The organism is bacterium (assembly GCA_020440705.1).
Classification (GTDB): domain Bacteria; phylum Krumholzibacteriota; class Krumholzibacteriia; order LZORAL124-64-63; family LZORAL124-64-63; genus JAGRNP01.
This window is the reverse complement of record JAGRNP010000085.1, coordinates 1-18,247: the sequence shown is the minus strand read 5'-3', so window position 1 is coordinate 18,247 and position 18,247 is coordinate 1. Positions and strand designations below refer to the sequence as shown.

The following is an 18,247-nucleotide window of genomic DNA, read 5'->3' as shown; positions in this document are numbered from 1 at the left end:
CCGCCTCTGCGCCCTGACGGGCTACGACCGGGACGAACTGCTCGACCGGCACGTGGGCCTCTTCCTGGACCTGCCGCCCGACTTCCCGGTGGCGGTCTGGCCCGGCTGGGGCCTGGCCGCCGGCGAGGCTCTCGAGGTGGACGTGCCGCGGCGCGACGGCGGCACCTTCCCCGCCCGGGTCAGCCCGTCGCCCCTCGTCCGGGAGGACGGCACCTTCCAGGGCGGGTTCGCGGTGATCACCGACATGACCTCGATCCGCGACGCGGAGGCGCGCTACCGGCAATTGAACGAGAACCTCGAACGGCGCATCGTCGAGAACACCCAGGAGCTCGTCGCCGCCAACGAGGCGCTGCGCCTGAGCGAAGGGCGCTACCGCCGCATCATCGAGAGCCTGCGCGAGGGATACGTCTTCTACTCACTCGACACCGACGGGGGCATCTCCTACGCCAGTCCCTCGTACCGCGACGTGCTGGGCCACGCCGACACCGCCGCCCTCTCGCGGGCGTTCCGCGGCTGGTTCGGCGAAGAGCGCAACCTGCGCGCCCGGGCGGCGGCGGCCAAGTCCCTGCTCGGCTACAAGCAGCCACCCTACGAACTGCTGGCCCGCACCGCGGACGGCCGGCGTCTGGTGCTCGAGGTGCTCGAGGCGCCGGTCTTCGACGGCGAGGGGCAGCTGCGTTCGGTCGAGGGGATCATGCGCGACGTCACCGACGACCGGCGCAACCAGCGCCTGGTGCGCGAAGCCCAGGCGCGCCTGCTCGAGGCCGAGAAGCTGGCGGCCCTCGGCGGGCTGGTGGCGGGCGTGTCCCACGAGATCAACACGCCCATCGGCATCGGCGTCACCGCCGCGTCTCATCTCGACCAGCTGCAGGCGGCTTGCGACCGTTCGTACCGCGACGGCACCCTCACGCAGCGGCAGTTCGAGGACTTCCTGGCGGACAGCCGCGAGTCGGCCCATCTGGTCGGGTCGAACCTGCAGCGGGCCGCCGACCTGCTGCACAAGTTCCGCAACGTGGCGGTCGACCAGACGGCCGGCGAGAAGCGGCGGGTCGCGCTCGGCGAGTACCTGCGGGACGTCATCCGCAGCTTCAGCCCGCGGCTGCGCAATACGGGCTTCCGCATCCACTGCGAATGCGCCGACGACGTCGTGCTGACCTGCGATCCGGGCGCCCTCTACCAGGTCCTCTCCAACCTGGTCATGAACTCGCTGAAGCACGGCTTCGACGGCCTGCTGGTGGGGGAGATCCGCATCGAGGTGGCCGCGGAGTCCGACGAGATCGTGCTCACCTACAGCGACAACGGCAACGGCATGACCACCGAGCAGCTGGCGCGGATCTACGAGCCCTTCTACACGACCCGGCGCGGCCGGGGCGGCACGGGCCTGGGCATGCACATCGTCTACAACAACGTCACCCAGACCCTCGGCGGCAGCATCTCGTGCGCGAGCAGGCCCGGCCGGGGCGCCCGCTTCCGGATCCGGGTGCCCCGGCAGGAGGAGGTCGAGCATGTCTGATCCGCGCGCCGCCGCGGCGGCCGAACGCGACGGACCGCTGGTCTTCGCCGCGGCCCCCGTCGCCGACCCCGGACGGGTCGCAGCGCGCACCTGGAAGATCCTCATCGTCGACGACGAGGAGGAGGTGCACGTGCTGACGCGACTCGTGCTGCGGGACTACACCTTCGAGGGCCGCGGGCTCGAGATGCTGAGCGCCCACTCCGGCGCCGCCGCCCGGCAAGTCCTGGCCGCGCATCCGGACGTCGCCCTGGTCCTGCTCGATGTGGTGATGGAGCAGGAGGACAGCGGTCTCCGTCTCGTCCAGCACATCCGGGGCGACCTGGGCAACCGCAACGTGCGGATCATCCTGCGCACGGGGCAGCCCGGCCAGGCCCCCGAGACCGAGGTGGTGGCGCGCTACGACATCAACGACTACAAGGCGAAGACCGAACTCACCTCGCAGAAGCTGTACACGACCGTCACGAGCGCCCTGCGTTCCTGGCGGGATCTCCAGACCATCGAGCGCAGCCGCCACGGCATGCAGCGGGTCATCGAGGCCAGCGGCGGACTCTTCGAGTGGCGATCGCGACGGCGGTTCACGAAGCAGGTCCTGCACGATCTCGTCGGGTTGCTGGACCCCGCCGGCACCGCGGCGCCCGACGCCGCCGGCTCCCCGGTGGCGGCCCTGGTCGCGCGCAACGAGGGCGACGGCTTCGTCGTCTGCCAGGCCTACGGACGTTTCGCCGGCCTGGAGGAGCGGTCCCTGGCCGAGGTCGATCTGGCCGAGCTCGCGGCGCCGGTCATGCACGTCCTGGCCACCGACCGTCCGTGGGTGGGCGACGAAGCCTATGCCCGCCTGATCCGGGCCGACAACGGCCGGCAGGCCCTGTTCCTGGTCGCCGACCGGCGCGGGCTGGGGGGGCTCGAGGCGAGCCTCGTCCGGCTCTTCATGACCAACGCGGCGACGGCGTTCCAGAACGTGAACCTGAGCCTCGACCTGATCGAGTCCCAGAAGGAGATCATCCAGACCCTGGGCGACGTGGTGGAGACCCGCTCGCGCGAGACGGCCCACCACGTGCTGCGCGTGGGGGAGATGGCGCACCTGCTGGCCTCCCTGGCCGGGTGCGCGCCCGATCTCGCCGATGTCCTGCGGGTGGCCACGCCCATGCACGACGTGGGCAAGGTGGGGATCCCCGACGCGATCCTGAACAAGCCGGGACGCCTGACGCCCGACGAGTTCGCGGTCATGCGGACCCACACCACGATCGGGTACGAGATCCTCTCCCGCAGCGAGCGGCCCCTCATGCGGGCGGCCGCGGAGATCGCCCTGACCCACCACGAGGCGTGGGACGGCAGCGGCTATCCGGCCGGGCTCGCGGGGGAGGAGATCCCCCTGGCCGGCCGCATCACCGCCGTGGTCGACGTCTTCGACGCCATGGTCAACCGCAGGGTCTACCGCGAGGCGATGGATCTGGCCGAGGTCGTGGCCCACATCGCGGCCGGGCGGGGCACCCGCTTCGACCCCCGCCTGGTCGACGTCTTCCTGGCCCATCGTGACCGCTTCATCGCCGTGGTCCGGGAGAATCCGGACCACACGTCGCCCCGGCGGCGCCTGGCGGTCGCCGACTAGACCTCCCGCCGGAGTCCGCCGACCGCGCGTCCGCCGCAGACCCGCCGGGGGCGATGCCGAACGGAGCCCCGACCCCGGAGACTTGCGATCGGGCCCCGGCGACGCGACAATGGGGGTTCAGTCCGTCCCCCGAGACCGTCAGCTTCGCCGGAGGTGCCCACGTGAGCCGTCGCGATCCCCATTCCTTCTCCGACCTCGACCAGGGTCGGGTCACCCACATGGACATCACCCTGGACGTCGACTTCGGGACCAGCCGGATCCACGGTTCGGCCGTCTACACCCTGGCGGCGCCGGCGGGCGGTCCGCTCGACCTGGACACGCGCGACGTGGCCATCCGGGGCGTCTTCGACGTGGACGGCGGCGCGGTCCCCTACGACACCGATCACAGCGACGCCATCATGGGCACCCGTCTGCGCGTGGTCGTGCCCGACGGCACCGACTCCTTCCGGGTCGACTTCACCACGAGCCCCGGCGCCAGCGCCCTGCAATGGCTCGAGCCCGCCCTGACCGACGGCGGCCAGCACCCGTACCTGTTCAGCCAGTGCCAGGCCATCCATGCCCGCAGCGTCATTCCCTGCCAGGACTCGCCCCTGGCCCGCTTCACCTTCTCCTGCGCCATGACGGTGCCCGCCGCCCTGACCGCGGTCATGGCCGCGGCCCCCGGCGAGGCCCGCGACGGCGACCGCCCGGGCACGCGCACCTTCACCTTCGAGATGCCCCAGAGCATCCCGTCGTACCTCTTCGCCTTCGCCGTGGGGAACATCACCGGCAAGGACCTCGGTCCCCGCTCGCGCGTCTACACCGAGCCCGAGACCCTCGAGCGTTCGGCCTGGGAGTTCGCCGAGGTCGACACCATGATCACCCAGGCGGAGCAGGTCTTCGGGCCGTACCTGTGGGATCGTTTCGACTTCCTGGTCATGCCCGGCTCGTTCCCCTACGGCGGCATGGAGAACCCGCGCCTGACCTTCCTGACGCCGACCCTCCTGGCGGGCGACCGCTCGCTGGTGAACGTCCTGGCCCACGAGCTGGCCCACAGCTGGACGGGCAACCTGGTCACGAACGCGACCATCGACGACTTCTGGCTCAACGAGGGCTTCACCGTGTGGGCCGAGCGCCGCATCCTGGAGAACATGGGGGGCGAGGAGGCCAAGTCCCTGGCCGCCGCCATCGGGCGCAACAGCCTCGACGAGGCCATGGCCGCCTTCGGCGCGGGCTCGGACTTCACGAAGCTGAAGACCGACGGCGAGGGCGTCGATCCGGACGAGTTCTACTCGCAGGTGCCGTACGAGAAGGGCTTCCTGTTCGTCTCGCTGCTCGAACAGACGGTCGGCCGCGGGAAGTTCGACGCCTTCGTGAAGAAGTACATCAAGCACTTCAGCTTCACCTCGATCACGACGGCCGACTTCGAGGCGTTCCTCGCCGCCGAACTGCCCGGCGTGGCCGAGCAGGTGGGTGCCGAGCGCTGGATCCATCAGCCGGGCCTGCCGGACAACGCGCCGTCGTTCACCTCGGCGCGGCTGGAGAAGCTGCAGGGGCTGGCCCGGTCCTGGTCCGACGGCGGCCGTCCGGACGCGGCCGAGGCCAAGGGGTGGACGCCCGAGGACTGGCAGATCTTCCTGCAGGCCCTGCCGCGCACCCTGCCCGCGGCCGACTGCGCCTGGCTCGACGGGAACTTCGACCTGACCGCGGCGGGCAACGCGGAGATCCTCTGCAACTGGCTGGTGATCGCGGCGGGCAGTGGCTACGAACCGGCGTTCGGGCGCATCCGCACCTTCCTCGGCGAGGTGGGGCGCATGAAGTACCTCAAGCCCCTGTACACGGCGCTGCACGGCAACGGTGCGACGCGGGCGCTGGCGGCGGAGATCTTCGCGGCCAGCGGCGGCGGCTATCATCCCATCGCCCGGGGCGGCATCGAACGCGTGCTCGCGGCCTGACGGCAGCGCCACCGACGCGAAGACGGCCCGGCATCCGCCGGGCCGTCCCGTTTCGGCACCGGTCCGCGGCGAATCAGCGCACGAGGGTCATGCGCTCGGTGCGCGTCTCGCCGCCGGCGGTGATCTCGAAGAAGTACTGGCCGCTCGGCACCCCGCCACCCGACGCATCCCGCCCGTCCCAGGTCACCGATTGCCAGCCGTCGCCCACCGGCGCGGGCAACCGCACGATCTCGCGGCCCCTGACGTCGAGGATGCGCAGCCTGACGTCGGCACCCGCCGGGGCCGCGTAGCGCAGCACCACCCGGGGATTGAAGGGGTTCGGGCGCGGGTGCTTGACCGCCAGCGCGGACAGCGCCACCGCCGGCGGCGCGATCGGGTCGCTCTCGGTGGGTGTGGCCACCTCCGGCCGGTAGGCGCGCAGCAGGTAGGTCGTGCCGGCGCCGGCGTCGCGGTCGCGCAGTTCGTAGTCGGACTGGCCGGGCAGGGCGGCAAGACTGCCCAGGAGACGCTCGGGCCCCGGGGCCGTGCACCAGAGCTCGAAACGACTCCAGCGCAGGGGATTCAGCACGCGCCAGCTGACGGCCAGGGCCGAGCCGTCCCAGCGGGCGGCCCAGGTCGGCGGATCCGGGGCCGTGGCCGTCTCCGTCAGCACGTGCACCTGCCCCGCCGCCAGGTCGCGCCAGGTGTCGCGCCGTCCGGTCGGCCAGTCGACGGCCACCGAGTCGATCACCGTGGCCGCGCCGAGGCCGAGCTCGATGCGGTGGGAGTTGAAGCTCAGGTAGCTCTCGCCGGCCATGACCGTGTACAGCCGCTGCCGACCGCCCGACCAGACGTGCACCATGGCGCCGACGGCGTCGCGATTCGAATCGGTGCCGACGAGATCGAGCGCCGCCCAGTTGTTGCCGGAGACGCCGGTGTTCATGTACAGCCGCACCGGCCGGCGGCCCTGGCTGACGATGAGGTCGATCCCGCCGTTGCCGTCCACGTCGCCGGTGGCCATGCCGAAGGCGTCCTCGTCGGTGATGATGCCGGCGCCGGCGGCGATGTCCACGAAGGTGCCGTTGCCCTGGTTGGCGTAGAGACGGTCGCCGTTGTCGGCCGTGCCGAGCATGCCGAAGTTCACCACGAAGAGATCGTCGCGGGTGTCGTTGTCGAAGTCGATGTAGCTGCAGCCCCAACCCACGCGCAGGCTCACGGTGCCGTTGGCGGGCGCCACGTTGGTGAACGTGCCGTCGCCGTTGTTCCGGTACATGAGATTGCCGTCGAAGATGTTCGTGATGTAGACGTCGAGGTCCAGGTCGTCGTCGTAGTCGCCCACGGCGATGCCCATGCCGTCGGCGTAGTTGCCGCTGGTGAAGACGTACCCGTCGAGGCCCGAGTCGCGGCTGCGTTCGGTGAAGGTGCCGTCGCCGTTGCTCTCGTAGTAGGTGACGCCGCCCCGCTTGTCCTCGGTCGTCAGGATGTCGAGCCAGCCGTCGCCGCTCAGGTCGACCAGGGTCGCCTGGAAGGTCTTCTTGGCCCCGGCCACGCCCAGGGCGGCGCCCCGGTCGGTGAAATGGAAGTCGCCGTCGTTGCGCAACAGGCGGTTCGCGGCCAGGGCGCTGGCCTGGCCCGCCTTCCACACGCCCACGTAGAGGTCGAGGTCGCCGTCGCGGTCGATGTCGCCGGCCGACATGCCGGTCGCGAGGCTCACCATCTCGAAATCGATGGCCGTGTCCAGGCGCCGTTCGAAACCGAAGTCCGGGCCGCCGCGGTACACCCGCAGGGTGCTGCTCAGGAAGGCGGTGCCGATCTCGTCGGGCTGCCAGAGGGAGAGCACGAGGTCGCGCCAGCCGTCGTTGTCCAGGTCGGCGAAGAGGACCTGCTTGATGTCGTGGTCGGCGGCGAGGTCGAGGTCGTCGCCGAGGGCGGTGAATTGGTCGCCGTCGTTGCGGTACACGGCCAGGGGAAAGCCCCGCTTGGTGCCGACGAAGATGTCGAGGTCGCCGTCGTGGTCGGCGTCCTCCATGGCCAGGCCGCTGCCCAGGTCGCCGGGCGCGTACACGGCCGACCAGATCATGTCGATGCCGCGGGCCTGGGCCTCCTCGGCGTACTGGGCGCGGGCCGAACCGGGCGACACGGCGCCGAGCAGGCCGACGACGGCCAGGAGAGCGAGCCCGCGAACGGGGGTGTTGTGACGGAAGCTCATGGGCTCCTCCGGATCTATGGCGACCCCTCAGGGGGGACGTAGTCGTTGGTCAGCACCGGCGGCAGCTTCTCCGGCGGCGTCAGGCCGCTGGGCACGCTGTCGGGCACCGTCGGATCGACCCGGTCGCTCGCCAGGCGCGTCGCCGTCAGGCTCTCGAGGAAGGCGATCAGGTCGAGAATGTCCTGTTCGGCCAGTTCGACCGGCCGGATCAGGGGGTCGAGTTCCATGGCCGTCAGGCCCTCGTCGTTGCCGCCGCGCTGGTGGAACTCGATCACCTGGCGCAGGGTCTGATAGTCGCCGCCCGATTCCTCACCACCGGTGTGGAAGTAGGGAGGCGTCAGGGCGACGTTCCGCAAGGTACCTGTGCGGAAGGCGTATTTGTCCGCCAGGAGACCCGATTCGCGGAAGCGACCCAGGTCGGTGCCGTCGCCCCCTCCCTCGTGGATGGGGGGCTTCCCCGAGCCGCCCTGTTTCGTGCCCAGGGCGTGGAAGCGGAAGTCGCTGAACATCGGGCCGCTGTGGCACTCGGCGCAGCCCTTCTCGTGGAAGAGCATCAGGCCGCGCTTCTGCGCGAAGCTGAGGGCGCCGTCGTCGCCGCGCACGAAGGCGTCGTAGGGAGCGCCGGTGGTCGTCAGTTCCCGCTCGTAAGCGGCGATGGCCCGGCCGTAGGTGTCGCCGTTGATGACGAACTGGTCGTTGCCGGCGCCGAAGATCTGGCGCACCGTCTCCAGTTCCGCCGGGAAGGCCGCGCTGAACAGCGAGACGTACTCGGGGATGTCCTGTAGCCGTTCCAGGACCCGGGTCAGGGCTTCGGGCGCCGTGTACTCGTCGTGCCCCATCTCGTCGCGGCTGCGCACCGGATGTCGGGCCTGCTCCTCGAGCCCGGTGATGCGGCCGTCCCAGAACATGATGCCCAGCCAGGGATCCTCGCCGGGGAACGGCGGGTAGTGGCCGACGTCCAGCATGGTGGGAGAGTTGCGGGGAGTCGTGAATTCGGTCGGTGCGCCCGGGAGAGTCTGGACGCGGTCGGGCCCGAGCCCGACGCCCCCGACGCCGATGGAGACCGGTCGGCCGTCGGCCCAGGCCAGGGCCGGGTGGTGGCAAGTGGCGCACGCCACGTCGCCGTTGCCGCTCAGCACGGGATCGAAGAAGAGCAGGCGCCCGAGGGCGATCCGGTCCTCGTCCGGTCCGTTGTTGGGCGGATAAACGGGCACCTCGGGCAGGGCCGTGAGGGGCAGTTCGTCCCTGATGGCCCGCGTGAGTTGGGCCTCGGGATCGAGATCGGGGGGCGTTCCCGGATCGCCATCGCCGCAGCCGGCGCAAGCCAGCAGGGCTGCCATGACGGATAGAAGCGCCCGGCCGCCGCCACGGCGGCGAGTCCGGTGGGGTAGGGCCATAGTTCGTGCTCCTCACCTGCGTTGCCGGCATGATGCCGTTCCGGTCGGGGGCGGAAAACGCGCAGACTCGGCAGATCGGCGGGAGATCGGGATGGACCGGATCGGCCCGCACTCAGAAGATCCTACCACGACGGTGGGTCCGGCGTCAATCCGCCCGCCAACTGGCCGTGGCGGCCCCGGATGCTATATTGGGGCCTCGCGTCCGGATGGTCCGGACGCCCGTTCCCGCACCCGCGAGGTCCCGATGGCCGTCAATCCCATCTACCAGCGCCTGCAGCTGCTGACCGGCACCCCGGCCCTGCGCCGGCTCAACGACGCCCGCGTGGCGATCTTCGGCGTGGGGGGCGTGGGCAGCTGGGCCGCCGAGGCCCTCGTGCGGTCGGGTGTGCTCGACCTGACCCTGGTCGACAACGACGTGGTCTGCATCACCAACGTGAACCGACAGCTCCAGGCCACCACGAAGAACGTCGGGCGCAGCAAGGTGGCGGAACTGGCCGAGCGCCTGGCCCTGCTGAACCCGCGCTGCCGCGTCACGACCCTGCAGAAGGTGTACGAGCCGGCCACCGCCGACGAGTTCGAACTCGGGGCCTTCGACTACGTGCTCGACTGCATCGATTCGATCAGCTGCAAGGTCGAGCTCATCCGGCGGGCGACGGCCGCCGGGGCGACCCTGTACAGCTCCATGGGGGCGGCGTCCAAGCTGGATCCCACGCGCATCCGGGTGGGCTCGGTGTGGGAGACGGAAGGCTGTCCGCTGGCCCGCATCATCCGGCGGCGCCTGCGCGAGGCGGGCTTCGACGGCGACTTCCAGGCCGTCTTCTCGCCCGAGGTGCTGCCGCCGGTGGAGCACACCAATGTGGCCTGCGGGACGCACAAGTGCTTCTGCCCCGAATTCGTGCCCGCCGACGGCTCCGAGCACCGGGACTGGTGCGCCACCAAGAAGGTCATCAACGGTTCGGCGGTGCACGTGACCGCCACCTTCGGCATGTTCCTCGCGGGGCTCGTGATCCAGGACGCCGTGGCCGCCGCGCCGCTGCTGCCGGTGGTGCCGGCCGCCGCGCCCGCGCCCGGCCCGGCCTAGCCCGTCGCCACCGCCACTTCCCGACCCTCCCGCGCCGAGCGGTAGCAGGCGTCGACCATGCGCAGGGTCGCCAGGCCGTCGGCGGCCGTCACCGGCGGGGGCGTGCCGTCCCGCACGGCGTCGCGCCAGTCGGCCAGCAGGGCCGGCAGGGTGGGCACCCGCGCCGAAACGTCCCAGGTCTCGTCGTCGCCGTCGCCGTGCCACCAGATGCCGCCCGCCAGGTAGTCGGCCCGCAGCTGGCCGCGCTCCCCGATCGCCTCGAACCAGCACGCGCGCGAGTCGGTGAACTTGCTCACCTCGAGGGCCGCCCAGCTGCCGTCGTCGAGCAGGGCCCGCGCCACGAAGAGGTCCTCGACCACCGGATTGCGCACCTGCCGCTGCCGCGAGTCGACGGCGACGAACTCGCGCCCGGTGAGCCAGCGCACCGTGTCGAAGAGGTGCACGCCCGTCAGCAGCACCGATCCGCCCACGGTGGCGGCCGCGTCGCGCTGCCAGGCGAGGGTGGTGGGGGCCAGACGCTGGCTGGCGCGCACGAGGTGCACCCGTCCGAGCCGCGGCCAGAGCTCCCCGACCCGCCGCAGCACCGGATTCCAGCGCAGCGACTGGGCCAGGCAGAGGGGCGGCGCCGTGCCGCCGTCGCGGGCGACGAGATCCTCGGCCTCGGCCAGGGTGCCGGTCATGGGCTTTTCCAGCAGCAGGGGCTTGCCCGCGGCGAGGACCGTCCGGGCCAGGGCGTGGTGCGACCCGGGCGGCGTGCAGACCACGACGGCGTCAACCGCCGGGTCCGCGATGAGCGCGTCCGCCTCCCGGTGGTAACGGGCGCCGTGGCGCGCGGCGAGCGCGCGGCCGGGCTGCTCGCTGCGGCGGCAGAGGGCCGTGACCGTCGCTCCGGGCACGTCCCGGGCTCCGTGCCGGACGTAGCGTTCGCCATGGGTGCCGGCGCCGACGACGCCGATGCGGAAGGTCATCTCGGGTCCGTTTCTGGCTTGCGGGGCGGGCCGACCCGTCGCACGGACGCGACGCGAGCCGGCCGCCAACCCCTCCCGGATCGGATCCTACCATGACTCCTTGTCCCTTGCATCCGCGGGCCCGCCGGCGGGCCCGTCCGCTCCGTGCGGCCGTCCTGCTGGCGGCCCTGCTGCTGGTCGGCGTTGCCGGCGCGGCGTCCGCCCAGGAGCCCCTCATCATCAACGAGATCCTGGCCGATCCGGCCAGCGACTGGGACGGCGACGGCCTGGTCGACTTCAAGGGCGACGAGTGGATCGAGGTCCGCAACGTGGGCCCGGACATGATCGACCTGTCGACCTACTGGCTGCGCGACGACACGGGCACCGAGCCGCATCTGCAGCTCTTCGGCGAGCTGGCGCCCGAAGGCATCGCGGTCTTCTACGGCTCGGACGCCGTCGCCTGGCAGGCGGCCAACGGCTACAGCACGACCGGCTTCAGCCTGAACAACGGCGGTGACGTCGTGCGGCTCCTGCGCTCGATCCCCGGCAGCGAGGAACTCGAACTCATGTACGTCGCCCACTACGAGGACCACATGGCCGAGGACGACCGCAGCTGCGGCTGGCAGGCGGACATGTTCGACTGGGTGCTCTTCGACGGCCTGTGGCCCTACACCGGCTCCCTCGAGCCGGGCAGCACGGGCTGCGTCCCGACACCGGGCCTGCCCAACGTCTGCGGTTCGGTCGCCGTGGAGGCCCGCAGCTTCGGCGCGGTGAAGTCCCTCTTCCGCTGACGGCCCCGCCCGGCACGGCCGGACCGCGAGGCCGGGGGACGGTCCGGGAAAGGAGTCCCGGGCCGTCCCCTTTTTGCGTCGCCCCACGAAGTTGCGGAAATGCGCATTTTTCAGGCCAGGGGCGGCGCAACCCTTGATTTCTCTGTAATCTTGGACTTTGTTCGGTTAGCATTTCCGGTGCCTTCCACCCACCCGCGAGGCGCCGGGAACGCGGTGCGCACCACCTGCCGATCCCGGCTATCCCGTCCGGCTGCGGCCTGCCCGCGCCGGCGTCGCTCTCGGCCCAGGAGTCACGATGCAGCTCAACGAGAACCAGAAGATGATCCGCCAGATGGCCCGCGACTTCGCCCACGCGAAGATCGCGCCGATCGCCGCCGAGATCGACCGCACGGCCGCCTTCCCCGAGGCCACGGTCAGGGAGATGGGGGGACTGGGCTTCCTGGGGCTGACCACGCCCGAGCCGTACGGCGGCGTGGGGGCCGACATCACCAGCTACGCCCTGGTCGTCGAGGAGATCTCGCGGGTGTGCGGCAGCCACGGCCTGACGGTCGCGGCCCACAACAGCCTCGGCTGCTGGCCCATCGCCGCCCTGGGCACCGAAGCGCAGAAGCAGCGCTTCCTGCCGCCGGCCGCGGCGGGGGAGAGCCTCCTGAGCTTCGGCCTGACCGAGGCCGGCGCCGGCAGCGACGCGGGCGGCACGAAGACCGTCGCCGTCCGGGACGGCGACGACTGGGTGCTCAACGGCTCGAAGATGTGGATCACCAATTCCCACTACGCCGGCGCCCTGATCATCACGGCCAAGACCGACCTCGCGGCCGAGGGCAGCCGCGGCATCAGCGCCTTCATCGTGCCCACCGACACGCCGGGCTTCACCGTCCACAAGAAAGAGGACAAGCTGGGCATGCGGGCCAGCGACACCGCGCCCCTGACCCTCGAGGACGTCCGCGTTCCGGGCGACCTCCTTCTCGGCAGCGAGGGCGACGGCTTCAAGTACTTCATGCAGACGCTGGACGGCGGCCGCATCTCCATCGCCGCGGTGGCCCTCGGCCTCGCCGTCGGGGCCTACGACACGGCCCGCGCGTATGCCAAGGAGCGCAAGCAGTTCGGCCAGGCCATCGCGAAGTTCCAGGCCATCGAGTTCATGCTCGCCGACATGGCGGTGCAGATCGAGGCCTCCCGCCAGCTCACCTACGAGGCCTGCCGCCTCAAGGACGCCGGCCAGCCCTACGGCCAGATGGCCGCCATGGCCAAGCTGCACGCCAGCGAGACGGCCATGTTCGTCACCCACAAGGCCATCCAGGTGCTCGGGGGCTACGGCTACACGACCGAGTACCCCGTCGAGCGCATGTACCGCGACGCCAAGCTGTGCACCATCGGCGAGGGGACCAGCGAGATCCAGCGCATGGTCATCGGCCGCTACGAACTCGAACACTAGACACGACGACGTCACGGCGCGTCCCGGGCGCGCCCCACAAGGAGCGATAGAGACATGAGCAAGCGAGCGGTCATCTGCGGTGCGGTCCGCACCCCCATCGGCACCTTCCAGGGCGGCCTGTCCTCGATCCGGTCGCCCGAGCTGGGCGCCATCACGGTCCGGGCCCTGGTCGAGCGCACGGGGGTCGACGTGAACAAGGTCGACGAGGTCATCATGGGCTGCGTCTGCCAGGCCGGCCTGAACCAGAATCCGGCCCGCCAGGCGGCCATCTTCGGGGGCATCCCCGAGACGGTCAGCGCCATGACCATCAACAAGGTGTGCGGCTCGGGCCTGAAGGCCGTGGCCCTGGCCGACCAGGCCATCCGGGCCGGCGACAAGGAGTGCGTCATCGCCGGCGGCTTCGAGAACATGAGCCGGATCCCGTACGCGCTGATGGGGGCCCGCGACGGCCTGCGCCTCGGCGACGGCAAGGTGACCGACCTGCTCGTCCACGACGGCCTGTGGGACATCTACAACGACTTCCACATGGGCATGACCGCCGAGTGGGTCGTCGACACGTACCACGTCAGCCGCGAGGACCAGGACGCCTACGCCGCCCGCAGCCACGCCCGGGCGGTTGCCGCCTGGGAGCACGGCAGGTTCGACGCCGAGGTGGTGCCGGTCGAGGTGCCCCAGCGCAAGGGCGCTCCGGTCGTCGTCGCCCGTGACGAGGGGCCGCGGGCCGACGTCAGCGCCGAGAAGATGGCCCAGCTGCGTCCGGCCTTCAAGCGCGACGGCGGCACCGTCACCGCCGGCAACGCCTCGTCGATCAACGACGGCGCGGCGGCGCTGCTGATCTGCAGCGAGGACTTCGCCCGGACCAACGGGCTCACCATCCGCGCCTACATCGACGGCGCCACCACCGGCGCGGTCGAGCCCAAGCAGGTCATGATGGCTCCGGTCACGAGCATCCGGAACCTGCTGACGAAGCTCGGCACGAAGACCACCGACTACGGGCTGTACGAGCTGAACGAGGCCTTCGCCGCCCAGAGCGTGGCCGTGGTGCGCCAGCTCGAGCTCGACGAGGACACCGTCAACGTCAACGGCGGCGGCGTCAGCCTCGGCCATCCGATCGGCTGCTCCGGCGCCCGCATCCTCGTCACCCTGCTGCACGCCATGGAGGACCGGGGCGTCGACAAGGGCATCGCCAGTCTCTGTCTCGGCGGCGGCGACGCCGTGAGCATGGCCATCAGCCGTCCGTAACCCTTCCGGCAAGCCGGACAAAGGAGCAACGATCATGAAGGTTTCGGTCATCGGCGGCGGCACCATGGGCAACGGCATCGCCCAGGTCTTCGCCCAGTGCGGTCACGACGTCAACCTGATCGACGTGAAGCAGGAGTTCCTCGACCGGGCCATGGGCACCATCGAGAAGAACCTCGGCCGCATGGTCAAGAAGGAGACCCTCAGCGAGGCCGACGCCCAGGCCACCCTCGGACGCCTGCACCCGGTCGTCGGCCTGGACAACGCCGCCGACAGCGACCTGGTCGTCGAGGCGGTCTTCGAGAGCTTCGCGGTGAAGAAGGAGATCTTCACCAAGCTCGACGAGGTGTGCAAACCGGGGGCGATTCTCGCCTCGAACACCTCGAGCATCAGCCTGACCAAGATCGCCGCGTGCACGCAGCGCCCCGGGGACGTCATCGGCATGCACTTCATGAACCCGGTGCCCATCATGAAGCTGGTCGAGATCATCTGCGGCCAGGCCACCAGCCCGGAGACCCTGGCCACGATCACGAAGTGCGCCTCGGACCTGGGCAAGGTGCCGGTCACGGTCCAGGACTACCCCGGCTTCATCAGCAACCGGGTCCTGATGCCGATGATCAACGAGGCGGTCTACTGCCTCATGGAGGGCGTGGCCGACAAGGAGGCCATCGACACCGTCATGAAGCTGGGCATGGCGCACCCCATGGGGCCCCTGACCCTGGCCGACTTCATCGGCCTGGACATCTGCCTGGACATCATGGAGGTCCTCTACGAGGGCTTCGGCGACAGCAAATACCGTCCCTGCCCGCTGCTCCGCCGCATGGTCGACGCGGGCCATCTCGGCCGCAAGAGCGGCAAGGGTTTCTACGACTACGCCAACTAGGCATCCGGACCAAGAGGAGACGCCGTGATCTTCGAACTGAATGAACAGCAGCGCATGATCCGCGACATGGCCCGCGACTTCGCCCAGCGTGAGATCGCGCCCGTGGCCGCGGCCCTCGACCACGAGGAGCGCTTCCCCCACGACATCGTGCAGAAGATGGGGGAGCTGGGCTTCATGGGCATGAACGTGCCCGAGGAGTTCGGCGGAGCCGGCCTGGACACCATCTGCTACGTGGTGGCCATGGAGGAGATCAGCAAGGCCTGCGCCTCCTGCGGCGTGATCATGTCGGTGAACAACAGCCTGGTCTGCTGGCCGCTGGAGACCTACGCCACCGCGGAGCAGAAGGCGAAATGGCTGACGCCGCTGGCCAGCGGGAAGAAGCTCGGCGCCTACTGCCTGAGCGAGCCCGGCGCCGGCACCGACGCCGCCGCCCAGGCCACCACGGCGAAGAAGGACGGCGACAGCTGGGTCCTCAACGGCATGAAGAACTTCATCACCAACGGCGCCCACGCCGACGTGCTGATCGTCTTCGCCCAGACCGACCCTGCGCTGAAACACAAGGGCATCCGCGCCTTCATCGTCGAGAACACGGCCCCGGGCTTCTCGGTGATCCGCAAGGAGGACAAGCTGGGCATCCGCGCCTCGGACACGGCCCAGCTCGCCTTCGACAACGTGCGCGTGCCGGACGACCAGGTGCTCGGCCCCGAGGGGTCGGGCTTCAAGGTCGCCATGAGCACCCTGGACGGCGGCCGCATCGGCATCGCCAGCCAGGCCCTGGGCATCAGCGCCGCGGCCTTCGAGGCGGCGCGGGCCTACAGCCGGGAGCGCGAGCAGTTCGGCCGGCCCATCGCGGCCTTCCAGGCCATCCAGTGGAAGATCGCCGACATGGCCACGCAGCTCGACGCGGCCCGCCTGCTCACCTACCGCGCCGCGTGGGCCAAGGACCAGGGCGGCCGCTACAGCGAGGAGTCGGCCATGGCCAAGCTCTACGCCAGCGAGGCCAGCCACTTCATCACCAACGAGGCCGTGCAGATCTTCGGCGGCAACGGCTACTCCAAGGAGTACCCGGTGGAGCGTCACTTCCGCGACGCCCGCATCACCGAGATCTACGAGGGCACCAGTGAGGCGCAGCGCATGGTCATCTCGAGCATGGAGCTGAAGAAGTAGCCGGACGCTCCCGGCCACGCCGCGACGCCCCGTCCCCTCCCGGGGGCGGGGCGTTTCCTTGGCCCACCGCCCCCGGTGTGGTACCATGCCGCCGGCCCACCGGCCCGATCGTTCCACCCCGAAGCACCCGATCCAACCAGGGAGCTCCCATGCGCGCTCGCCAGCTCGTCCTGTCCGCCCTGCTGCTCGCTGTCGTCGTCGCCGTGGCGACGGATGTCCCCGCCGCCGCCCTCAACGAGGGCCTGCAGCCCCTCGACCTGGCCGCCCGCTTCCCGGCGGCGTCCTTCGATCCCGCCGTGCCCACCATCGCCGCGGTGACCGGCGTCGAGCCGGCCGCGCGTCCGCTGCGGCCCGACGAGGTGGTGCGCTACTTCGAGGCCCTCGCGGCCGCTTCGCCGCGCGCGACCCTGGTCGAGTTCGGGCGCACCTACGAGGGGCGGCCCCTGGTCTACCTGGCGGTTTCCGAGCCCGAGGTGGTGGCCGACCTGGAGGGCTTCCGCGCCGCCCACGTCGCGCGGCTGGATCCCCGGCGCGGGGGCACGCCGGCGGCCGCCGACCTGTCGGCCGCACGCGCTGTCGCCTGGCTGGCCTACGGGATCCACGGCGACGAGCTGAGCAGCACCGACGCGGCGGCCGTGGTGGCCTATCGCCTCGTGGCCGGCACCGACGCCGCGGCGACCGACCTGCGCGGAAAACTGCTGGTGCTCATCGATCCCTGCGAGAATCCGGACGGCCGCACGCGCTACCTGGCCCAGGTGACGAGCTTCGCCCACCGCCGCGCCCAGGCCGACCTCGACGATCTCGCCCACCGCGCCGTCTGGCCCTGGGGGCGCGGCAACCACTACCTGTTCGACATGAACCGCGACTGGATCACCATGCAGCTGCCCGAGAGCGCGCGCAGCCGCGAGGTCGCCCGCTGGGTGCCGCAGCTCCTGGTCGACAGCCACGAGATGGGGGCCAACTCGACCTACCTCTTCCCGCCGCCGCGGCATCCCTTCAACCCCTTCCTGCCGGCCAACGCCGTCAAGTGGGAGGGACGGTTCTCCGGCGCCCAGGCCCGGGCCCTCGACGCGCGGGGCTACCCGTATTTCAACGGCGAGTGGAACGAGGAGTTCTTCCCCGGTTACGGATCGTCCTGGGCGGCCTACCACGGCGCCATCGGCGTGCTGTACGAGATGTCGCGCACCACCGGCACCCACGCCCGCAAGCGCGACGGCACCCTGCGCACCTTCGCCCAGGCCGTCGATCACCAGGTCACCTCGTCGCTGGCGAACCTCGCGAGCCTGGCGGCGAACGCGCCGGAGATCCTCGCCGACCAGATCGCCGCCCGCGCCCGTGGTGGCCGGGGCCGGTCCGGTGCGAAGGTGGGGGCCTGGGTCTTCCCGCCCGACCCGCGGCGTCCGGGCCGGCTGCCGGCGTTCGCGCGTCTGCTCACCGACCAGGGCATCGAGGTCGAGGTCCTCGGCGGCGACGGGGCGCGCCGCGCGAGCCTGGTCGACGCCCGCAGCGGCGAGTCGCCCGACCTCGATCTGCCGCCCGGGACCCTGTTGGTCGATACGGCCCAGCCGTCCGGCCACCTGGTGCGCGCACTGCTCGATCCCCACGTGCCCATGAACGCCGAGTTCTTCCGCGAGGAGCGCGAGTACCTGGAGAAGGAGAAGGGGAGCCGCCTCTACGACACCACGGCCTGGTCGCTGCCGCTGTTGCGGGGCATTCCGGCGTACTGGGGCGCGCAGCGTCCGTCCGGCCCCTGGCAGGCGTGGCAGGCGCCGGAGCCGGCCGCGGCGCCGACGCCGATCGCGGGCGCCCTGTACTACGTCCTGGACGGCGATCCCGACGCCACCCCTGCCGTGCTGGCCCACCTGCTGCAGCACGACGTGACCGTGCGCGTGGCCGAGGAGCCCTTCGCCGTCGGCGGTCGCGCCTTCGGCCGGGGGGCCGTGCTGGTGCAGCGCGAAGGCAACCGCGCGGACCTCGACGCGGCCCTGGCTGCGTGCGCGGCCGCCACGGGGACCGACTTCCTCGCCGTCGGCACCGCCGACGTGGATGAGGGCGCCGACCTG

The 18,247-nt window shown here is 71.0% G+C and carries 13 protein-coding genes; 10 read left to right on the top strand and 3 right to left on the bottom strand.

The genetic code is table 11. The annotated features are described in order from the left end of the window. The 3 genes from KDM41_12620 to KDM41_12610 all read left to right on the top strand — a co-directional run. A partial coding sequence (locus KDM41_12620) for a PAS domain S-box protein (GenBank protein ID MCB1184271.1) occupies positions 1 to 1,513 on the top strand: 1,513 nt, incomplete at its 5' end. Beyond that, the gene (locus KDM41_12615) at positions 1,506 to 3,122 is read left to right on the top strand and encodes a DUF3369 domain-containing protein (GenBank protein MCB1184270.1); all 1,617 of its coding nucleotides are present in this window, start codon (positions 1,506 to 1,508) and stop codon (positions 3,120 to 3,122) included. The genes KDM41_12620 and KDM41_12615, both read left to right, overlap by 8 nt. Before the next feature lie 161 nt (positions 3,123 to 3,283). Beyond that, on the top strand, positions 3,284 to 5,056 hold the full coding sequence (locus KDM41_12610; GenBank protein MCB1184269.1) for a M1 family metallopeptidase: 1,773 nt from the start codon (positions 3,284 to 3,286) through the stop codon (positions 5,054 to 5,056). Between the two features lie 73 nt (positions 5,057 to 5,129). Here KDM41_12610 and KDM41_12605 read toward each other — a convergent pair whose 3' ends face one another. After that, entirely contained in the window at positions 5,130 to 7,244 is a 2,115-nt protein-coding gene (locus KDM41_12605; GenBank protein ID MCB1184268.1) for a VCBS repeat-containing protein, read from the bottom strand. 14 nt (positions 7,245 to 7,258) lie between these two features. Beyond that, the gene (locus KDM41_12600) at positions 7,259 to 8,584 is read right to left on the bottom strand and encodes a hypothetical protein (protein ID MCB1184267.1); all 1,326 of its coding nucleotides are present in this window, start codon (positions 8,582 to 8,584) and stop codon (positions 7,259 to 7,261) included. 301 nt (positions 8,585 to 8,885) lie between these two features. Here KDM41_12600 and KDM41_12595 point away from each other — a divergent pair, with 301 nt between their 5' ends. Beyond that, entirely contained in the window at positions 8,886 to 9,722 is an 837-nt protein-coding gene (locus tag KDM41_12595; protein MCB1184266.1) for a tRNA threonylcarbamoyladenosine dehydratase, read from the top strand. Here KDM41_12595 and KDM41_12590 read toward each other — a convergent pair. Further along, positions 9,719 to 10,690, bottom strand: coding sequence for a Gfo/Idh/MocA family oxidoreductase (locus tag KDM41_12590; protein ID MCB1184265.1), 972 nt, complete (start codon positions 10,688 to 10,690; stop codon positions 9,719 to 9,721). The genes KDM41_12595 and KDM41_12590 overlap by 4 nt on opposite strands. 92 nt (positions 10,691 to 10,782) lie before the next feature. Here KDM41_12590 and KDM41_12585 point away from each other — a divergent pair, with 92 nt between their 5' ends. The 6 genes from KDM41_12585 to KDM41_12560 form a co-directional block, all read left to right on the top strand. Next, positions 10,783 to 11,460 (top strand): lamin tail domain-containing protein, encoded by a 678-nt coding sequence (locus KDM41_12585; GenBank protein MCB1184264.1) that lies wholly within the window; start codon positions 10,783 to 10,785, stop codon positions 11,458 to 11,460. Positions 11,461 to 11,755: 295 nt separating this feature from the next. Continuing rightward, positions 11,756 to 12,895 carry an acyl-CoA dehydrogenase gene (locus tag KDM41_12580; protein MCB1184263.1) on the top strand — a complete coding sequence of 380 codons (1,140 nt, stop codon included), beginning with the start codon at positions 11,756 to 11,758 and terminating at the stop codon, positions 12,893 to 12,895. 54 nt (positions 12,896 to 12,949) lie between these two features. Beyond that, the gene (locus tag KDM41_12575) at positions 12,950 to 14,137 is read left to right on the top strand and encodes an acetyl-CoA C-acetyltransferase (GenBank protein ID MCB1184262.1); all 1,188 of its coding nucleotides are present in this window, start codon (positions 12,950 to 12,952) and stop codon (positions 14,135 to 14,137) included. A 34-nt stretch (positions 14,138 to 14,171) separates the two neighbouring features. Next, positions 14,172 to 15,017, top strand: a complete 846-nt coding sequence (locus KDM41_12570) for a 3-hydroxybutyryl-CoA dehydrogenase (protein MCB1184261.1) — start codon at positions 14,172 to 14,174, stop codon at positions 15,015 to 15,017. Positions 15,018 to 15,041: 24 nt separating this feature from the next. Continuing rightward, positions 15,042 to 16,184 carry an acyl-CoA dehydrogenase gene (locus KDM41_12565; protein MCB1184260.1) on the top strand — a complete coding sequence of 381 codons (1,143 nt, stop codon included), beginning with the start codon at positions 15,042 to 15,044 and terminating at the stop codon, positions 16,182 to 16,184. Positions 16,185 to 16,333: 149 nt separating this feature from the next. Then, positions 16,334 to 18,247, top strand: a 1,914-nt coding sequence (locus KDM41_12560; GenBank protein MCB1184259.1) for a hypothetical protein, incomplete at its 3' end; no start/stop codon positions are given.